The organism is Dyadobacter fanqingshengii, from assembly GCF_023822005.2.
In the GTDB taxonomy this organism is placed as follows: domain Bacteria; phylum Bacteroidota; class Bacteroidia; order Cytophagales; family Spirosomataceae; genus Dyadobacter; species Dyadobacter fanqingshengii.
The window spans coordinates 273,827-290,676 of sequence record NZ_CP098806.1; the positions used below are offsets into that span (position 1 = coordinate 273,827).

The 16,850-nt window shown below is 43.9% G+C and carries 19 protein-coding genes; 15 read left to right on the forward strand and 4 right to left on the reverse strand.

Going from position 1 to position 16,850, the window contains the following annotated elements; all coding sequences use genetic code 11:
- Positions 1-13 precede the first annotated feature (13 nt).
- The 4 genes from NFI81_RS01050 (at position 14) to purL (ending at position 5,302) form a co-directional block, all read left to right on the forward strand.
- The gene (locus tag NFI81_RS01050) at positions 14-841 is read left to right on the forward strand and encodes an SGNH/GDSL hydrolase family protein (RefSeq protein ID WP_234614726.1); all 828 of its coding nucleotides are present in this window, start codon (positions 14-16) and stop codon (positions 839-841) included.
- 60 nt (positions 842-901) lie between these two features.
- Positions 902-1,117, forward strand: coding sequence for a DUF2281 domain-containing protein (locus tag NFI81_RS01055; protein WP_234614725.1), 216 nt, complete (start codon positions 902-904; stop codon positions 1,115-1,117).
- Positions 1,118-1,513, forward strand: coding sequence for a type II toxin-antitoxin system VapC family toxin (locus tag NFI81_RS01060; RefSeq protein WP_234614724.1), 396 nt, complete (start codon positions 1,118-1,120; stop codon positions 1,511-1,513). It abuts the gene before it with no gap.
- Positions 1,514-1,642: 129 nt separating this feature from the next.
- A complete protein-coding gene (purL, locus tag NFI81_RS01065; RefSeq protein WP_234614723.1) occupies positions 1,643-5,302 on the forward strand; it encodes a phosphoribosylformylglycinamidine synthase in 3,660 nt (1,219 codons plus the stop codon).
- 154 nt (positions 5,303-5,456) lie between these two features.
- Here the strand turns inward: purL and NFI81_RS01070 are convergent, their stop codons facing one another.
- Positions 5,457-5,915 (reverse strand): hypothetical protein, encoded by a 459-nt coding sequence (locus NFI81_RS01070; protein ID WP_234614722.1) that lies wholly within the window; start codon positions 5,913-5,915, stop codon positions 5,457-5,459.
- Positions 5,916-5,999: 84 nt separating this feature from the next.
- Here NFI81_RS01070 and NFI81_RS01075 point away from each other — a divergent pair, with 84 nt between their 5' ends.
- The gene (locus NFI81_RS01075) at positions 6,000-6,353 is read left to right on the forward strand and encodes a DUF6152 family protein (protein WP_234614721.1); all 354 of its coding nucleotides are present in this window, start codon (positions 6,000-6,002) and stop codon (positions 6,351-6,353) included.
- Positions 6,354-6,355: 2 nt separating this feature from the next.
- Positions 6,356-6,826 (forward strand): DUF6644 family protein, encoded by a 471-nt coding sequence (locus NFI81_RS01080; RefSeq protein ID WP_234614720.1) that lies wholly within the window; start codon positions 6,356-6,358, stop codon positions 6,824-6,826.
- Between the two features lie 19 nt (positions 6,827-6,845).
- On the opposite strand, the gene NFI81_RS01085 is transcribed toward NFI81_RS01080, so the two are convergent.
- Positions 6,846-7,466, reverse strand: coding sequence for a TetR/AcrR family transcriptional regulator (locus NFI81_RS01085; protein ID WP_234614719.1), 621 nt, complete (start codon positions 7,464-7,466; stop codon positions 6,846-6,848).
- Between the two features lie 80 nt (positions 7,467-7,546).
- On the opposite strand from NFI81_RS01085, the gene NFI81_RS01090 reads away from it, so the two are divergent.
- The 8 genes from NFI81_RS01090 to NFI81_RS01125 all read left to right on the forward strand — a co-directional run bounded on the left by NFI81_RS01090 (position 7,547) and on the right by NFI81_RS01125 (position 14,935).
- Positions 7,547-8,095, forward strand: coding sequence for a cupin domain-containing protein (locus NFI81_RS01090; RefSeq protein WP_234614718.1), 549 nt, complete (start codon positions 7,547-7,549; stop codon positions 8,093-8,095).
- Positions 8,096-8,301: 206 nt separating this feature from the next.
- Entirely contained in the window at positions 8,302-8,997 is a 696-nt protein-coding gene (locus tag NFI81_RS01095; protein WP_234614717.1) for a hypothetical protein, read from the forward strand.
- Positions 8,998-9,000: 3 nt separating this feature from the next.
- A complete protein-coding gene (locus NFI81_RS01100) occupies positions 9,001-9,615 on the forward strand; it encodes a 2'-5' RNA ligase family protein (RefSeq protein WP_234614716.1) in 615 nt (204 codons plus the stop codon).
- 106 nt (positions 9,616-9,721) lie between these two features.
- A complete protein-coding gene (locus NFI81_RS01105; RefSeq protein ID WP_234614715.1) occupies positions 9,722-11,887 on the forward strand; it encodes a 2'-5' RNA ligase family protein in 2,166 nt (721 codons plus the stop codon).
- 100 nt (positions 11,888-11,987) lie between these two features.
- Positions 11,988-13,322 (forward strand): WG repeat-containing protein, encoded by a 1,335-nt coding sequence (locus tag NFI81_RS01110; RefSeq protein ID WP_234614714.1) that lies wholly within the window; start codon positions 11,988-11,990, stop codon positions 13,320-13,322.
- A gap of 110 nt (positions 13,323-13,432) precedes the next feature.
- Positions 13,433-13,654: a type II toxin-antitoxin system Y4mF family antitoxin gene (locus tag NFI81_RS01115; protein WP_234614713.1), complete on the forward strand. Its 222-nt coding sequence runs from the start codon at positions 13,433-13,435 to the stop codon at positions 13,652-13,654.
- 5 nt (positions 13,655-13,659) lie between these two features.
- Positions 13,660-13,992, forward strand: coding sequence for a HipA N-terminal domain-containing protein (locus tag NFI81_RS01120; RefSeq protein ID WP_234614712.1), 333 nt, complete (start codon positions 13,660-13,662; stop codon positions 13,990-13,992).
- Positions 13,982-14,935 (forward strand): HipA domain-containing protein, encoded by a 954-nt coding sequence (locus tag NFI81_RS01125; protein ID WP_234614711.1) that lies wholly within the window; start codon positions 13,982-13,984, stop codon positions 14,933-14,935. The genes NFI81_RS01120 and NFI81_RS01125 overlap by 11 nt, the downstream gene beginning before the upstream one ends.
- Positions 14,936-14,939: 4 nt before the next feature.
- Here NFI81_RS01125 and NFI81_RS01130 read toward each other — a convergent pair whose 3' ends face one another.
- Positions 14,940-15,605 (reverse strand): 2OG-Fe(II) oxygenase, encoded by a 666-nt coding sequence (locus NFI81_RS01130; protein ID WP_234614710.1) that lies wholly within the window; start codon positions 15,603-15,605, stop codon positions 14,940-14,942.
- Positions 15,606-15,613: 8 nt separating this feature from the next.
- Entirely contained in the window at positions 15,614-16,351 is a 738-nt protein-coding gene (locus NFI81_RS01135) for a DNA-formamidopyrimidine glycosylase family protein (protein WP_234614709.1), read from the reverse strand.
- A gap of 142 nt (positions 16,352-16,493) precedes the next feature.
- On the opposite strand from NFI81_RS01135, the gene NFI81_RS01140 reads away from it, so the two are divergent.
- Positions 16,494-16,739 (forward strand): hypothetical protein, encoded by a 246-nt coding sequence (locus NFI81_RS01140; protein ID WP_234614708.1) that lies wholly within the window; start codon positions 16,494-16,496, stop codon positions 16,737-16,739.
- Positions 16,740-16,850 lie beyond the last annotated feature (111 nt).

Below are 16,850 nucleotides of genomic sequence, written 5' to 3' on the forward strand. Positions count from 1 at the left end.
TAACCTGAACCATATGAAGAAGTTTTTGCTGTTTTTGGTCGTATTGCTATGCTGCCTCGCCTCCGCACCCAGAAGGGTTACGTGGGTTGCCATCGGCGATTCGATCACGTATTTGAATGATCACAAAGATGAAACGGGAAACCGCGTTACAAAGGGATATCTGACATTGATTTCTGAAAAATATCCGCGGGTTGAGTACATTAATAAGGGTTACAATGGCTGGACTTCGATTAATATTGCCGATAAGATCGAAACACTTGAATTGCAGAAAGCAGACGTTTACACCGTCTTTTTAGGGACGAATGACTGGTGGCAGGGCAAAGAGTTGGGATCTATTTCGGATTACGAACAAAAAACGGGGACGAAGACTGTTTATGGCGCATTTCGGATCATCAACGATAAATTAAAACAGCTCAACAAAAAGGCCAGGATCATTCTTATTACGCCGATGCAGCGGGGTGATTTTGTTTATATTAACAATCAAAAAAACAATGCATTTGGCTCCTACAAACCCAAAAACGGCAAAAATTTGGAAGAGTTTGCCAATGCAGTCCTGGAAATAGGTAAGCTTGAAAAAATCCCGGTTGTAGACCTCTTTCACGAAAGCGGAATGACGCACGAAAACATGGTTAATTTCAAAAAGTTAAAAGATCCTGCAACCGGCGATTACAAAAAATACACCTATCCCGAATACACAACCATCCCCTTCGATCCTGAAAAAGATGAATATCCCTATCCCCCCGAAGCCATCCACATGACCTACGACGGCCTCCACCCATCCGACAAAGGCTACACAATCATCGCCGATATGGTTGAGAAAAAGTGGAAAGGATTGCGGTGAGGTGAAAGGAGAAAATTGGGGATTATTGGATATATTTGAGTTACAAAAACACTCAAAACTATGCTTACTGTAATAGAAGGCACTTATGAAAATGGACAGGTAATCCTTGATCATAAACCGAAAGTTGAGAATAAAACAAAAGTTGTTGTCATATTCGAAGAAATTGAAATGCCGGCAGATACCAATGAAAAACGCCCTTTTGGTATTTCAAAAGGAAACATCACACTAAGTCCGGACTTTAACGAGCCCCTGGACGATTTAAAAGATTATATGTAAATGAAGGTTTTATTGGATACACACACTGTCTTATGGTTTATTAATGGAGATTCTCAAATATCAGTTAAGGCCAAACGAATTATTGAAGATAAAGGCAATGAAGTTTTAATGAGTGCTATCAGTCTTTTTGAGATTTCAATCAAACTCAAATTGACAAAAATAATACTCCGTAAACCGCTGGCCGAAGTATTTGACGATATCAGAAGTGCAGGCATAGCAATTCTCCCAATTCACAATAAACACCTTCTGGAATATCAGAACCTTTCCCTGAATGTTGAACACCGTGACCCTTTTGACCGCTTGATCATTTCAACGGCAATTTCAGAGCAAGCTGCGATTGTTAGTGTAGATAAGCAGTTTGATCATTATCAGAGTCTGGTGGAAATTCTATGGTAAGACGTAAAAAACACCTTTTAGCGGAACAACGGCGCAGGTCTCTGCTGTTACCTTATTAGGGCGCAATTTTTATCCTTCAAATGGGCATTGGGAAAAAATTAACGTACCTTTGCGCCATAATTCGATACCATGATCTACTTTTTTGCAGACGAACAGAACACTGTTTTTGCGGTCCAGATAGAGCGAACGCTAACAGAATCAGATACTTCCAAATTAAGCTGGCTTTTTGGCGGCGCGGAACTCCGGGATGAAACCGTCATCACGGAGTTTTTTGTTGGACCCCGTGCGGCGATGATCACACCGTGGAGTACCAATGCCGTTGAGATCACCCAGAATATGGATATCCAGGGCATCATCCGTATTGAGGAATTCAAGAAAGTTGGGGAGGATTTCAAAGATTTCGATCCGATGCTTTCGCAGAAATACAATGAGCTCAACCAGGAAATCTACACGATCAGCATTCAGCCCGAATCCATTCTGGAAGTGGCTGACATTGCGGCATATAACAAGCAGGAAGGGCTTTCCCTGAGTGATGAGGAAGTTGATTATTTGAATAAACTGGCTGAAAAACTCAACCGCAAATTGACGGATTCCGAGGTTTTTGGGTTTTCGCAAGTTAACTCAGAACATTGCCGCCACAAGATTTTCAACGGAACATTTGTGATTGATGGTGAGGAGCAGCCGGTCTCGTTGTTCAAACTCATCCGCAAAACTTCGGAACTAAATCCGAATTCAATCGTCTCGGCTTATAAGGATAATGTGGCTTTTATTAAAGGCCCGGTTGTGCAGCAGTTTGCACCGAAAAAACCAGATGTTCCTGAATATTACGAGATTAAAGATTTTCAATCCGTTCTTTCGTTGAAGGCGGAAACGCATAATTTCCCAACAACTGTGGAGCCATTTAATGGGGCTGCAACGGGCTCAGGCGGTGAAATTCGTGACAGACTTGCAGGCGGACAGGGTTCTTTGCCGTTGGCAGGAACGGCGGTTTATATGACTGCATTGTCGCGTCTGGAAGAGAATCGTCCTTGGGAAAAAGGTGTTGAAGAACGGGAATGGCTTTACCAGACACCGATGGATATCCTGATTAAGGCCTCCAATGGTGCAACCGATTTTGGAAACAAATTTGGCCAGCCGCTGATCGTTGGTTCAGTACTAACATTTGAACACGAGGAACTTGGAAGGAAACTGGGTTATGATAAGGTGATTATGCAAGCCGGTGGCGTTGGTTACGGCATTGCAGATCAGGCCAAAAAATCCAAACCCGAAACCGGCGATCAGATCGTTGTCATGGGCGGCGAAAATTACCGGATCGGAATGGGCGGCGCGGCAGTTTCTTCTGCGGATACCGGCGCGTTCGGTTCGGGCATTGAGTTGAATGCGATCCAGCGTTCCAATCCCGAAATGCAAAAACGGGTTGCCAATGCAGTGCGCGGAATGGTGGAAAGCGGTAATAACACCATTGTCTCCATCCACGACCACGGCGCGGGCGGACATTTAAACTGCCTTTCCGAGCTGGTTGAGGAAACGGGTGGTAATATTAATTTGGATAAACTGCCGGTCGGTGACCCAACGCTTTCTGCGAAGGAAATCATTGGTAATGAGTCTCAGGAGCGTATGGGTCTTGTAATCAGCAAGGAAAATCTGGAAACCTTAAAAAGGATTGCAGACCGGGAACGTGCGCCGCTTTATCAGGTGGGCGAAGTGACGGGAACGCATCGTTTTACGTTTGAATCCGAGAAAACCGGCGCTAAGCCCATGGACCTGGAAATGGACGATATGTTTGGCAGTTCACCGAAAACGGTGATGGCCGACAAAACCATTGAAAGAAATTATGAGCCTGTCGCTTACGAAATTGGCAACCTGCATGAATATCTGGAACAGATGCTGCAACTGGAAGCTGTTGCGAGCAAAGACTGGCTTACCAATAAAGTGGACCGTTGTGTAGGCGGGCATGTGGCGAAACAGCAATGCGCTGGTCCCCTGCAATTGCCGTTGAACAATGTGGGCGTAATGGCGCTCGATTTTCAGGGGAAAGATGGCATCGCAACTTCTATTGGCCATGCACCGCTGTCAGCACTGATCGATCCCGCTGCGGGAAGCCGTAATGCTATCGCTGAGGCACTTTCCAACATCGTATGGGCACCATTAAAAGATAACCTGACCAGTGTATCGCTGTCTGCGAACTGGATGTGGGCTTGTAAAAATGAAGGCGAAGATGCGCGATTGTATAAGGCTGTGAAAGCTTGCTCGGAGTTTGCGATCAGCTTGGGAATCAACATTCCAACGGGAAAAGATTCGCTTTCGATGAAGCAGAAATACAAAAATGACGAGGTGATAGCGCCAGGAACTGTGATCATTTCCGCGGCAGGCCATTGTGACGACATTACTGCGGTTATTGAGCCGGTTTTGAAAAAAACAGGTGGTTCTATTTACTATATCAATCTTTCAGGCGATAATTATAAGTTGGGCGGATCTTCATTTGCTCAGATATTGAATAAAATAGGTGACCAAACACCTGATATTCGGGATGCAGGTCAATTCAAAACTGCTTTCAATGCGATTCAGCAATTGATCAAAGAAGGAAAAATCCAGGCTGGCCATGACATTGGCAGCGGTGGATTAATCACCACATTGCTGGAAATGTGCTTTGCCGACCGTGATTTGGGCGCTTCTGTTGATCTTTCAGCACTGGGTGGTCAGGATATTATTGAGAAGCTTTTTGCTGAAAACATCGGGATTGTTTTCCAGGCTGATAAGTCTGCGGAAACATTGCTTGAAGCGCAAGGAGTTGCATTCCACAAAATAGGCAATGTTAACCTGGCTTCTACTTTGTCGGTTAAGGATGCAAGCGGGAAGTGGGATTTTGATATTGAAACATTGCGTGATGTTTGGTTTAAAACTTCCTATTTACTGGATAAAAAACAAACCAAGCCGGAGCTTGCGAAGGAGCGCTTTGATCATTATAAAAATCATCTTTTGCGTTATAAATTCCCGGCTCAATTCAATGGCAAGAAGCCGGTAATCGATGAATCGAAGCCAAGACCAAAGGCGGCGGTGCTTCGTGAAAAAGGCAGTAATTCGGAAAGAGAATTGGCCAATGCCATGTATCTGGCAGGTTTTGACGTCAAAGATGTGCATATGACCGACCTTATTTCCGGTCGCGAAACGCTGGAAGACATTCAGTTTATAGGCGCAGTAGGAGGGTTTTCCAATTCCGACGTTTTGGGTTCAGCGAAAGGCTGGGCGGGGGCTTTTCTCTTTAATGAAAAGGCCAAGATTGCACTTGAAAATTTCTTCAAACGTGAAGATACATTGTCAGTGGGTGTTTGCAATGGTTGCCAGCTTTTTGTTGAGCTTGGACTGATCAATGCAGACCACGATCAAAAACCTAAAATGCTGCACAATGCAAGTGGCAAGCACGAAAGCATTTTCACCTCACTCACCATTCAACCGAACAAATCCGTAATGCTCTCCACGTTGGCAGGCAGCACATTAGGCGTTTGGGTTTCCCATGGAGAAGGCCGTTTTGATTTCCCATATTCCGAAGATCAATACAACATTGTGGCCAAATACGGCTACGAAACCTATCCAGCCAGTCCGAACGGCTCCGCATTCAACACAGCAATGCTCTGCGATGAAACCGGCCGTCACCTGGTCATGATGCCGCACATTGAGCGGTCACTATTCCAGTGGCATTGGGCAAACTATCCGGAGGGACGGAAAGACGAGGTGAGTCCATGGATGGAAGCGTTTGTGAACGCGCGGGAGTGGATTGAGGGTTTGTGATTTTTTCCTCGGGATTGAAATCCCGGGTTGGGGAATGGGTTGTGCCTGATGGCACTTTGCAGGTTTTTTGTGCCGTTAGGCACTTTTGATATTGTTGGGCCGGGATATTCATCCTGGCCCTTGTTTTATCTACGGAGTAAAGCCACATTAACAATTACTTCCTCACATAAACCTCCAAGATCTCCTGGTCAATTCCTAAACTGTCAATCTTCTCCACGCCACTTTGGATGAGCGTGTCGCCTTTGAGGCGTAGTTTGAAATGGAAATCGCGGTTTTCCCAGTCGCGGTAGTTGCAGTACTGGAGATGTTCTGAATAATCTTCACCTTTCAGTGTGTAAGTGCCGCCGCCTGCGTCGAAAACGGCTGAGTCGCCTTTGCCCTGGTTGATGTCGTGCTTCATGAATGTGAAATACGACTCGGTAAACATCTTGATCATTTCCTGATTTTTTACCGGAAATGTAACAAGCGTGTCACTTTTGGTAATCACTTTGCTGGATGAAAGCGCCCATGTCCCGATGATCGATGGCGAAGTTGATGCTTTGGAATCTTCTTTTTTTTCGCCACACGCAGCGCAAATGGTTATGAATGCAAAGGCGTAAAATTTTGATCTCATTGTCGATTTAAGAATTGAGGTGGATTTTGCTTTCAAGTTAATGGATAATTTGGTTAACTTTAAATACACTAAACTCAGCATTTTATGAAAAACATTAAAAGCATTTGTTTGTCGCTGGTGGTTTTGCTTTGTGCATCATTTACCGTGCTGCACCACGGCTGGGCCGACTATGACCAAACAAAGCCGCAGGATTTTACCACAAAGATTGAAGAATCCATTTACGAAAATCCGCACGTGCTCGCTAAGGTGAAGTACAATAAGGAAATGTACACCGTTTTCCTAGCCCCCACCAGCCGCATGACAGATCGTGGCTTGACAGGCGATATGATCCAAAAAGGCACTTCTGTTCGACTCGTCGCTTATCCCCACAAGACCGAAAAAGGCGAAATGCGTGCCGAAAGGATCTTTGTTGATGGCAAGAAATTTGAACTTCGCTGATAGTGATTGAATTGCTCGACTGGCTTGAAAAAACTTCCTGGGCGATAGGAATTCGCCAATCATTGTGGCTATACCCGGCATTGGAAATTGTCCATATCCTCGGTATAGTCATGCTGGTTGGGCCGGCATTCATGTTTGATCTCAGGCTGCTAGGTTTTTCACAAAACATTCCTTTTGCAAGTCTGGCAGAACATTTATTGCCGTGGTCGCGCAGATCGCTTTTGCTGATTATTCCCTCGGGCTTGCTGCTTTTTATTACCAATGCCAATGCGCTGGGCGTGGATCCCACGTTTTGGACAAAGATGAGCCTGATAGTGATTGCTGGAATTAATGTTTTCGTTTTCCATCGGTTTATTTTTAAATCAAGCTTGAACCCGAACGGTGAACTTCCCTTTCAGGCGAGAATCAGTGCCTGCATTTCCATCATGGTCTGGGTTGCCGTTATTGCCTGTGGCAGGTTGCTGGCTTATTAATTCATTTTGAACATACAAATCAGTCCAGCTCGTTCAGGAAACGTTCGATATCATCAATGCCCTTTTTTGTAGCATAAGGCCGAAACAAATGTGCTTTCATGCGCAGATAATGCGTCATTTGGCTGGCGAGATTTTGGCGTGATCCGGATAATACGGCTTCGGAAAGCCAAAATCTGTTTTGCAAGCTGTTGCTGGAGACGATCAATAATTTGTCGTCCTCCGAACCGAATTTTACATATTTAGTTTCTTCCAAAAGAGAAATGTCTTGCACAAGTCCTGAGACACGATCCTGCATAACGGTTTGATAATTAGAGGCAATACGCGTATTCTGTTCCATCAGATGCACCATACTCAACATCAAACATTGATATTTCAAGCCATTTTCAAACAGCAGCACATTCTTTTTTAAGAAAATATACAAACTTTTAACGGGCAAATCGATATGGATTTGCGTATTAGACGCTGTGTAAGCCTGGCTTAGGCTGAAAACGAGATCATCTTTGGTCGGGAAATAATAGGTGAGGTTGCCGATTCGCATACCCAAATCCGCGGCGAGCTCCCGCATGCCGACATATTCAATTCCACTCAGGTTAAACAGCTCCAATGCCCGGTTAATAATTTTCTCCCGTGTCGCGTTCACTTTTTGATGCAGTAATTTGGTCAATGTCCTAATGCATATTAATTTTAGGTCGTTGTCCAAATTTATAACTTTTTAATCGTATGACGAATTTTTATCCAATCACAATCGATAATGGCCATGGCGAGCGGCTGACATTCCTTGGGCGCGAGGTTCGGGATGGCGTTGAATATATACAAGTTGAGAATCAGGTAAGCCCTGGGTCCGGCCCGCCGATGCATGTACATCACCAGCAGCACGAAAGTCTGTATATTCATGAAGGAAAAATGGGCGTTCAGATCGAAGGACAGGACCCTTATTTTCTAAGTAAGGGTGATTCAGCAACTTTCCATAGCGGAATCGCCCACCGGTTTTGGAATGCAGGTGACACCCCGCTCCAATGTTCGGGAGAAATCTGGCCGCCGCACAACATTGAATATTTTTTATCCGAAATATACCGATCCAGCCGCAAGAACGACAAAGGCATGCCCGCTCCGTTCGACGCGGCTTACTTGCTCCGGAAATACAAGACCGAATTTGACATGCTGGGCATCCCCCCATTCGTCAAAAAAGTAATATTTCCGATTGTGCTTTTTGTAGGAAAGTTGCGTGGGTTGGACAAGAAGTTTAAGGATGCGCCGGAGGCAGTTTGAGTTTTCATGAATGGTAGGACCTCTATCCAGCCTCAATGTCCCAAGTGCCGTCGGTACGATATATCTCCCTTGCGCCGGGATTCATCCTGGCAATATTAAATCAAGATTATCCCAACCCCCAGAATTTGATGTCGGGCATTGATTGCTAGAATATTCTTGCCGATATTTAGCGTGTAAAATTACTTTACATCCAAAACCTTCTGGCCATGAAATTGCTTCTACAATGTTCCGGAATAGTGGTTTTTTTGCTTCTTTTTTCTTGTGACGACCGGGAGGCTGATGTTGTTAAGGTGAAGGTGGATCAAGAAAAAGTTTTAGCCTCACTGCTGGCAACAAACAGGAATTGGCGGTTTGAGGAGATTTCAATGGAGAAAAAGGGCGTTAAGACGGTTGAAAACGTGGCGGAATCGTCCAAGTTAATAACGGTCGAAACGCGCATAAACGTTACGCCGAATGTTGGTTTTCGGTTTGAAAGCTATCCTAATAATGTTAACAATCTGGACGAGATCATTAGCTCAGGCCCGTTTGGCAAGATTCCTTATGGTGCAACGTCGTTGAGTGAAACGGGTATGGGCCTGACAATCGATGGGAGCTGGACCTGGGATGATGCAGCGCAAACCGTCGTGATTACGTCCACATCCTCCATGACAGGAATCGTTTCGGAAATTTCTGAAAATGGCTGGCGACCCGAAAAAGGTTACCTGGATACTACAATGTTGCCGCTCTTCAAAACATCAGAAGAGGCCCAAACGGCCGGCATACCCGAACGGATCAGGATCTTATTTGAAGAAAATGACCCAAAGGCCGGGAAGATTACATATAGCATTACGCTGAGAGCCGCTTGGATTACCAGACTTGTTTCCGGCAATTCACGCCAGCATTTTTACGACGTGGTTTATTAATTGATGAAAAGTAAAACATTATCTGTTTACACCCTCGCGATAAGCCCCGACGAGCGCATAATAGGGCTTGTCAAAAAGCTCAAAAAGCGGTTGGAGAAGCATCTCGGTAGAAATTATGGCAGCGTGAATGCGCTGGCTCACGTGACCTTAATCCTTTTTGTTGCCTACGAAGACGATTACCCGCCCATTTTGGCCGAATTTAAACGGGTTCTGGCCGGGCTTGCACCCTTTAAAGTCGGACTTTCAGGTTTCGGTGATTTTTCTAAAAACCTTCCATGCACATTCTATATCAAACCGGATGAATGTTCAAATGGGCAAATTATTGAATGCTGCAAGACGATAGGAACCAATTTCAATAAATTTTTGAAGCGAAGATATACCGATCGTTGGGAAATAGTAGGTCGCACAGACCCGCACCTGACCATAGGCCGCGAGCTGGTTCTGGAAGAGATTGAGGCATCCTACGCCTTGTTCACCGAAGATTTCACTGAGCACTTTACCTGCAATTCCTTCGTTATCCGAAAACTTAACCTCGGAAAAGGACAGTACGAAATCATCGACACCATCCCATTACTGGGGCACGAATATATGGTAGGCCAGCAGATGCGGCTGTTTTGATATATAACGTTATTTTTAATTGATTTTCATATTTGAGTAGTGAATCTAACTACTATTCATTTTTATTAGCCAATATTCAGTAGCTTTGACAAATCTATTTTAGATTATGTCAGGCGACAGTAATTTCAGCAAAGGCGGCGGAGATCCCTTTTCAAAGCGAATTAAAGTTATTCATGGAAGGCAAGCGCCTGAAGAAGCACTCCTTGTTGGCTACGGGGCAATTATCGAAGCATTAAATTTGCAATTGCCCATGCCCGCAAAATTAGCGTTAATAAGCGACAAGCATAGGCAATCCTCCAATGACGACTGGCTCATTTTAACGCCGAGGCACAATCCTGCTGATAATCTATATGGCCACTTAGTTTTTGCGTTGAAATATGAAGGTGTTAACCTCCTGTTCTTTAAAAAACTGTTTGAAAGCCTCGGTGATGAGCGTGTAAAATTCGTAATAAGTATTGAGCCCAAGGGGCAGTATAGTCGAAGGATTTGGTTTTTGTTTGAATGGCTTATGCGACGCCAACTTGACATTCCTGATTTGAAAGACGGGAATTACGTTGCTTTGATAGATGAAGAAATCCAGTACGCAGTTTCACCCGCAGTTAACTTTGCGAGACAGCGGATCAGAAACAATCTTCCCGGAACTCCGGATTTTTGTCCATTGATTTTTCGAACAAGCAAGTTAGAGAGATTCATAGAAGCGAATTTGTCCGAACTTACACATACAATTTTGAACAACGTCCATAGAGATGTAATTCTTCGAGCTTCCGCTTTTTTATTATTAAAGGATTCCAAAGCTTCATTTTCAATTGAGGGTGAAAATCCGACGCCCAATCGTGCTATGCGCTGGGGCAAGGCTATTGGTCAGGCTGGAAGTATACAGTTAGGTGAGGAAGAGTTATTGCGTCTGCAACAAATAGTCATTGAAAATAGCCGTTTTGTCGAGATGGGATTTCGGACAGATGGCGGTTTCGTAGGGGTGCATGATCGCACCAGCGGTACACCGATGCCGGAACATATTTCAGCAAAACCGGAAGATCTCCCGGTTTTGTTAAATGGATTGTTTGCTACTGCTTCTTTATTGGAGCATCAGAACTTCCATCCCGTTCTGGCCGCCGCAAGCATTGCTTTTGGCTTTGTATTCATTCACCCTTTTGTCGATGGTAACGGGAGACTTCACCGCTATTTAATTCATCATTTACTTGCAAAAACTAAATTTAGTCCGCAGGGGATTATTTTTCCTATATCGACTGCCATTCTGGAACGCATAGACGATTACCGAAAGTCGCTTGAGCAGTATTCACACCCATTACTGGACTTGATAGAATGGACGCCTACTGCGAACAATAATGTAAAGGTTTTGAATGAAACAATTGACTATTATCGATATTTTGATGCGACCAAACAAGCTGAATTCTTATTTGAATGTGTTGATCAGACTGTTGAAAAAATAATTCCGAAGGAGGTCGAATACTTGCAGCGATACGATTCAATGAAGGACTGGCTGGATGAGGAATTTGAAATGCCAGACAAAACAGTAGCCCTACTTATCCGGTTTCTCGAGCAGAATAATGGCAGGCTTTCAAATAGAGCGTTAGACCGGGAGTTTGCAGAATTGTCAAAAGAAGAAGTTGAAGCAATTGAAGAACAATTTTATGAAATCATGTTAAAACCACCATTATCGCAATATTCCCTAGCCATCATGCCGAGCGCGGCGATTTCTCTTGAAGTTGTTGAGATGAAGCAGCAGTTGCGGGCTGCTATTGGGAGAAGTTATGGCAGCGCTAATGCGGAGGCGCATATTTCTTTGGATGGATTCGAGGCGGATGAGAATGACTATCCGTATATTCTGGCTGAATATCGCCGGATTGTTTCCGAATTGAATCCTTTTGAGATCAGTTTCTCAGGGTTTGATGATTTTGACAAGGCCAATTATTCTGCATTCTACATTAAACCCACAACGGAGTCGTCCCTGGAAATCCGGCGGCGCAGTGAGGCTGTAATGAAAGCATTTGATAAAAACCTTAAAAAACAATACACCAGGAAATGGGCTGACGAGTCCCAAAAACCGCATATGTCTATCGGCCGCAGGCTTACGCGTGAATGGGTTGCGCTTGCGTATACCACGTTGACCGCATATGAGGCGGGTTTTCTTTGCGACACATTCGTTATCCGAAAGTTTAATGAAAAAAGGCGGCAATACGACGTCATTGATGTGCTTCCTTTACTCGGAACTTCCGAGCCGCCCGTGCAGCTGGACTTGTTTCAGCCTTGATTTGCAACATAAAAACACCAGTAAATATCCAATCAATGCGCATAATGGGTATATTAGTCGCTGTTGATATAATGGATGTCGGATAAATTCTTTCGCTGGGATGTTGCAAAAGGCTGTAAGCTGGTTACTTTTTATTTCGTTTGTCGCAAGTTTTCATGGCGCGTTTTGCCAATCGGTCTCGGTTCCGGGGAAGCCGTGGCTCTCGGAATACAATGTTCATAAAGAGTATAAGGGTGTGTATGTTGTTAAAAAAATAACCATTCCCTGCCGCGCTTATGAGGCTTTCCTGGTCGACAATAATGGCAAAAAGCTCACACCTGCTTACCGTGACATAGGAGATTTTTCCGGAGGTCTGGCCGAATTTGTGCCCATGGGGCTGGATGCCGAAAAGCTTGGTCGCCATGGATTTATTAACAGGCGGGGAGAGGTAGTCATCCCACCCATTTATGTTTCAACCGACAAGTTTTATGAGGGAAAAACATGGGTAATTTATCGCTCAGGAAAGCAATACGGGCTTTCATACATTGATTCTACGGGAAAAGAAATTTACAAAGTCCCCATTCAGTATTTCAGAAAAGACTTCCTTATTTCTGCTGCGAAAGTGGATATGGTTTGTAATCAGGACACCAGGGAGGATGTGCTTTGGTGGAAAGGCCGCAACTATTTTATTCTGAACTGGAATTTCAGCCCTTTCATTGAAAAGGAAGTAAAGACCTCGAAGTATATTTATCACTTTCTGTTTGAAGGCAAATATGGGATTATCGATAACAAAATGATCCTGCGTGTGCCTGTTTCACTGGACGACATTGATCCTGAATATAAATTTTCGGGTCAAGGCATGGAGCGGGTTAAGTACGGAGATAAGTTTGGTTATATCAATGTCTTTACCGGTGAACTCATCACCGACTTTTTGTATACGGATACGCGCAAACCAACTTCCGGGCTGTTTTGGGTTAAGAAAAACAACAAATGGGGTTGCATTGATAAAACCGGAAAAACCCGCATTCCTTTTTTATATGACGAAGCAACCGGCTTCACAAGCGAAGACCGATCCGCCGTAGCGATCGATGGCAAGTTTGGCCACATTGATAAAAAAGGCAAAATCCGAACGCCACTCAAATACGACTTCGCATCTTACTATAACCGCGGCATCTCGATGGTCCGTATTGATGATAAATACGGCTATATCGACATCAATAACCGATACATTATTGAGCCCATCTATGACGAGGCGCTACCGTTTGACAAAGAAACAACCGAAGTAGAACGCCTCTGGCTCCGTTTCGAGCTTTCCATGAAAGGTGAAGAAAAATTCATCGGCTTCTCCTACAAGCTAAATGCGGTCTTCATTCTGATCGCGCTGGCGCTGTTTGTCTATGCCAACAGTCTGATTTTCAAGCGCGTGCAACTGGCTAGGGCAAGGAAGAAAAGGTAATAATATATGCCAATGCATATAATTTCGCTATTTTGAATATATTTGTATGCAAAAGCATATAATTTGTATTCATTTGATCACATTATATGTTTTTGCATACAATTAAAAAGATGAAAACACTATCAAGCTTTGTTAAGGAAAAAAGGAAGCAAACTAACTTAACCCAGCAAGAGTTTGCTGAGCGTGCAGGCGTTGCATTAACTGTTGTACGAAAAATTGAACAAGGAAAAGAAAACTTGAATTTAGAAAAGGTTAATCAGGTCTTAAAGATGTTTGGTCATGTGTTGATTCCAGTTAACATGAAAGACTTACCAACAACTGAAACGGAGTAAAAAAAATGAGAAGCGCACACATCTATTATAAGGATTTGGAAGCGGGTATACTTACCGAAACAGATGAGGGAGATTATACATTTATTTATAATCCTGATTATGTTGCAAAGTATCCGTCCCAGTTCCTCACATTTAGCATGCCTGTTACCAACAGGACATATAGAGACAAGCGGCTTTTTCCATTTTTTGAAGGACTAATTCCGGAAGGATGGCTTTTGGATATCGCGTCCAACAGCTGGAAAATTAATCAAAATGATCGCATGGGACTGCTCTTAGCATGTTGCCAAAATTGCATCGGAGCGGTAAGCGTCCAACCAATAGAAGCGAATGGAGAATAGAAAGTGTCTTTATTGTTACAAACCGCTGGAATCTTCGGCAACGGGTGATTTTCATAATAGTTGTAACTTGGAATTTTTTGAGTCGAGACAAACGCCTGTCTTTGAGTATTCATTGAATCAAATGTCGGAGCTTGCCAAAAGTGTGGTTGAGCGGAGTGTTGCTGTGCCAGGAGTTCAGCCAAAGTTATCCTTATCCTTAGTTGATGATGCGATAGGAAATGGAGGGCGTGGGCGTTTAACAATTGTTGGTGCACTGGGAGGAAATTATATTTTCAAACCACCCATGGAAAAATATCCTGATATGCCACAAAATGAACACGTTACCATGCGAATAGCAGAAGCATTTGGTCTCAAAACAGTTAAGTCAAGCCTTATCAGACTGCAATCCGGGGAGCTTGCCTACATTACCAAGCGAATAGACCGGACAAAAGATAATGAAAAGATTCACATGCTGGATATGTTTCAGATCCTGGAAGCTTTCGATAAATACAAAGGTTCAATGGAAAGAGTGGGTAAGGCCTTAAAAGCATATTCCGCAAACACATTGCTGGATCAATTATACTTTTTCGAACTGAGCATATTCAGTTTCCTAACAGGCAACAATGACATGCACTTGAAAAATTTTTCAATGATTAATGTTGGAAACGATTGGTTATTAGCTCCGGCCTATGACCTTTTGAATGTGACAATAGTCAATCCGGAAGACACTGAGGAACTTGCTTTGACACTTGAAGGGAAAAAGAACAAATTAAAACGTGAACATTTTGAAACACTTGGAAAAGGCCTGGAATTGAATGATAAGCAGATTTCAGGCGTGTTTCGCCGTTTTGAAAAAAACAGGCCTACTGCAATTGAATGGATTGATAAAAGTTTTTTGTCGGACCACCTGAAATTAGAATATAAATCAATCCTTGAAGCCAGATATACGCGCCTCGCAAAATAAATCCTTATCCCACCTTCAACCATCCCGTCACGCTCATTCTCGGCCGGTTTGTCAGCAGCACTTCGTGTTCGAGTTCGCTGCTTTTGAAGAAGATGCTCTTGCCGTTTGTTGGGGCGATATCCTGTTGGTAATCAAGGGTGTGAATGCGTAATTCTCCTCCGTCTTCGGGTGCCCAGTCGGTGTTTAAATACATGATCATGGAATACTGGCGGCTGGAATCGTTGCGGAACTGATCGAAATGTTTTTTATAAAAACTGCCCGTTGGATACAACGCGTAATGAAATTCGTATCCGGTGATGCCGGTGTAACAAGTCCGGTTCAAATGTTCCACAAATTGATCCATGAGATCAAAAAATTCATTTTCGTGTGGATCGTTGTGTTTGCGGTCGAGCCAGTAAATGCTGTCGTTGCGGTATAGCTTGTTGTGGACGACCGCGCTGTCGTTGCCTGTGCCCGCCGGAAGAAGCTGATTTGTCGCCAGCAGTGACATTAGGTTTGCTTTCAGACTGGATGCAAGTGAAGCGCCGAGTAAATTCTCCGCAATGCCTACTTTGTTCTCGATGTAGCTGTCGATGAGTTCATTAAAGACGGTTTGCAAGCAAGGTGCATTAATCGACCCGGCGATTTCCGGCTCAGGTGAATATACCGCTATTTGGCTGCAATACCGCATCAGAAAGATTAATCATATCGCTTCTGGCAGTTTTCACAGTAGTAACTTCTCCTTTTTGATTTGCCTAAATATTCCTTGTGAAATGGGATCAAACAGCGTGGACACATCTTTTTGGTGTGCGCAAGCCAGTGTTTTTTAAGCGTAAATTCTTTTTTCCAATGCAGGAAATCAAAGCTGTAATTCCGGGTTTCCTTCACCATTTCTTTCAGTTTCGCCTCGGGCAGCTCGCCAATGACGCTCAGCGGATGCACCATAATGCGGAAGAGCACTTCGTTTTTGATAATGTTACCGCTTCCTGCAAAAATATTTTGGTCCAGTAACGCATCGCATGCCAGCATCTTGGGTGCACCTTTCAGCTTTTTTAGTGCTTTTGCCGCATTCCAGGAATCGGACATGATATCATCGCTCCAATCGTAGATTTCGTCGGCGCTCTGGTCCAGGATGGCAACGGAGCATGCGTAAAAGTTGAGTTCCGCGTCGTCAAAAACCAAGCTCAGGCGTGGCGGCGTTTTCTTTCGCTCATTGATCAGATACGAACCGAAAAGCATAAAGTGAATGCGTAAAGTAAAGTCCTCAAAACACACCAGAAAATGCTTTCCCCACGATTTGAAAGCGATTACCTTCTGATCTGTCAATCGCTCCTTATCTATTTTGGAGTTGCCTTCAACGAGCCTGATCACGGAGTTTTCGAGGTTAAGTTCCTCAATCAGTTCTCGTAGAATAACGATGGAAGGTCCCTCCGGCATGGCACAGATTTGGCTGATAAATGTTGAATGAATAGAAATATCAAACAATGATGCCAGTATTACGAAGGGGCAAATGAATCAGGCTTCACTTTGAGTAAGTCGGGCCTCACCGACACTTTTTAATCAAAACCGATAAACAGCTATGGGAAAAGGGAAAGATCTTTTTGGGCATTTTAATGATCTGGCCAAAGCAAAGGGGCCGCAAAGTGAAGAAAGTCAATATGCCGGTGTTCTATTCCAGGCCCTTTTAATGGTTGGCGAGCGACGGGTTTTTGAACTTTTGGAAGAAGCAGATGAAACCGGCAAGAAGTTGGAACTGGAAACATCCGGTAATGCTGCCGATAATTCCGAATGCCCAAGTAACATTATACTGGTGGATAAGGACTAAAAGCGTTATTCAGGGTGTTGTCTGGCCCGCGTATATCTTGGCGCGGCGGCTGTAAAAATGGCGCTCTGGTATGATTTTTAGTCTGAAAACGTTGAATTGAATGTTTCTGCA

Coding starts and splice junctions, on each gene's coding strand:
- NFI81_RS01050 (WP_234614726.1), top strand. CDS start 14: ATGAAGAAGTTTTTGCTGTTTTTGGTCGTATTGCTATGCTGCCTCGCC.
- NFI81_RS01055 (WP_234614725.1), top strand. CDS start 902: ATGCTTACTGTAATAGAAGGCACTTATGAAAATGGACAGGTAATCCTT.
- NFI81_RS01060 (WP_234614724.1), top strand. CDS start 1,118: ATGAAGGTTTTATTGGATACACACACTGTCTTATGGTTTATTAATGGA.
- purL (WP_234614723.1), top strand. CDS start 1,643: ATGATCTACTTTTTTGCAGACGAACAGAACACTGTTTTTGCGGTCCAG.
- NFI81_RS01070 (WP_234614722.1), bottom strand. CDS start 5,915: ATGAGATCAAAATTTTACGCCTTTGCATTCATAACCATTTGCGCTGCG.
- NFI81_RS01075 (WP_234614721.1), top strand. CDS start 6,000: ATGAAAAACATTAAAAGCATTTGTTTGTCGCTGGTGGTTTTGCTTTGT.
- NFI81_RS01090 (WP_234614718.1), top strand. CDS start 7,547: ATGACGAATTTTTATCCAATCACAATCGATAATGGCCATGGCGAGCGG.
- NFI81_RS01095 (WP_234614717.1), top strand. CDS start 8,302: ATGAAATTGCTTCTACAATGTTCCGGAATAGTGGTTTTTTTGCTTCTT.
- NFI81_RS01100 (WP_234614716.1), top strand. CDS start 9,001: ATGAAAAGTAAAACATTATCTGTTTACACCCTCGCGATAAGCCCCGAC.
- NFI81_RS01105 (WP_234614715.1), top strand. CDS start 9,722: ATGTCAGGCGACAGTAATTTCAGCAAAGGCGGCGGAGATCCCTTTTCA.
- NFI81_RS01110 (WP_234614714.1), top strand. CDS start 11,988: ATGTTGCAAAAGGCTGTAAGCTGGTTACTTTTTATTTCGTTTGTCGCA.
- NFI81_RS01115 (WP_234614713.1), top strand. CDS start 13,433: ATGAAAACACTATCAAGCTTTGTTAAGGAAAAAAGGAAGCAAACTAAC.
- NFI81_RS01120 (WP_234614712.1), top strand. CDS start 13,660: ATGAGAAGCGCACACATCTATTATAAGGATTTGGAAGCGGGTATACTT.
- NFI81_RS01125 (WP_234614711.1), top strand. CDS start 13,982: ATGGAGAATAGAAAGTGTCTTTATTGTTACAAACCGCTGGAATCTTCG.
- NFI81_RS01130 (WP_234614710.1), bottom strand. CDS start 15,605: ATGCGGTATTGCAGCCAAATAGCGGTATATTCACCTGAGCCGGAAATC.
- NFI81_RS01135 (WP_234614709.1), bottom strand. CDS start 16,351: ATGCCGGAGGGACCTTCCATCGTTATTCTACGAGAACTGATTGAGGAA.
- NFI81_RS01140 (WP_234614708.1), top strand. CDS start 16,494: ATGGGAAAAGGGAAAGATCTTTTTGGGCATTTTAATGATCTGGCCAAA.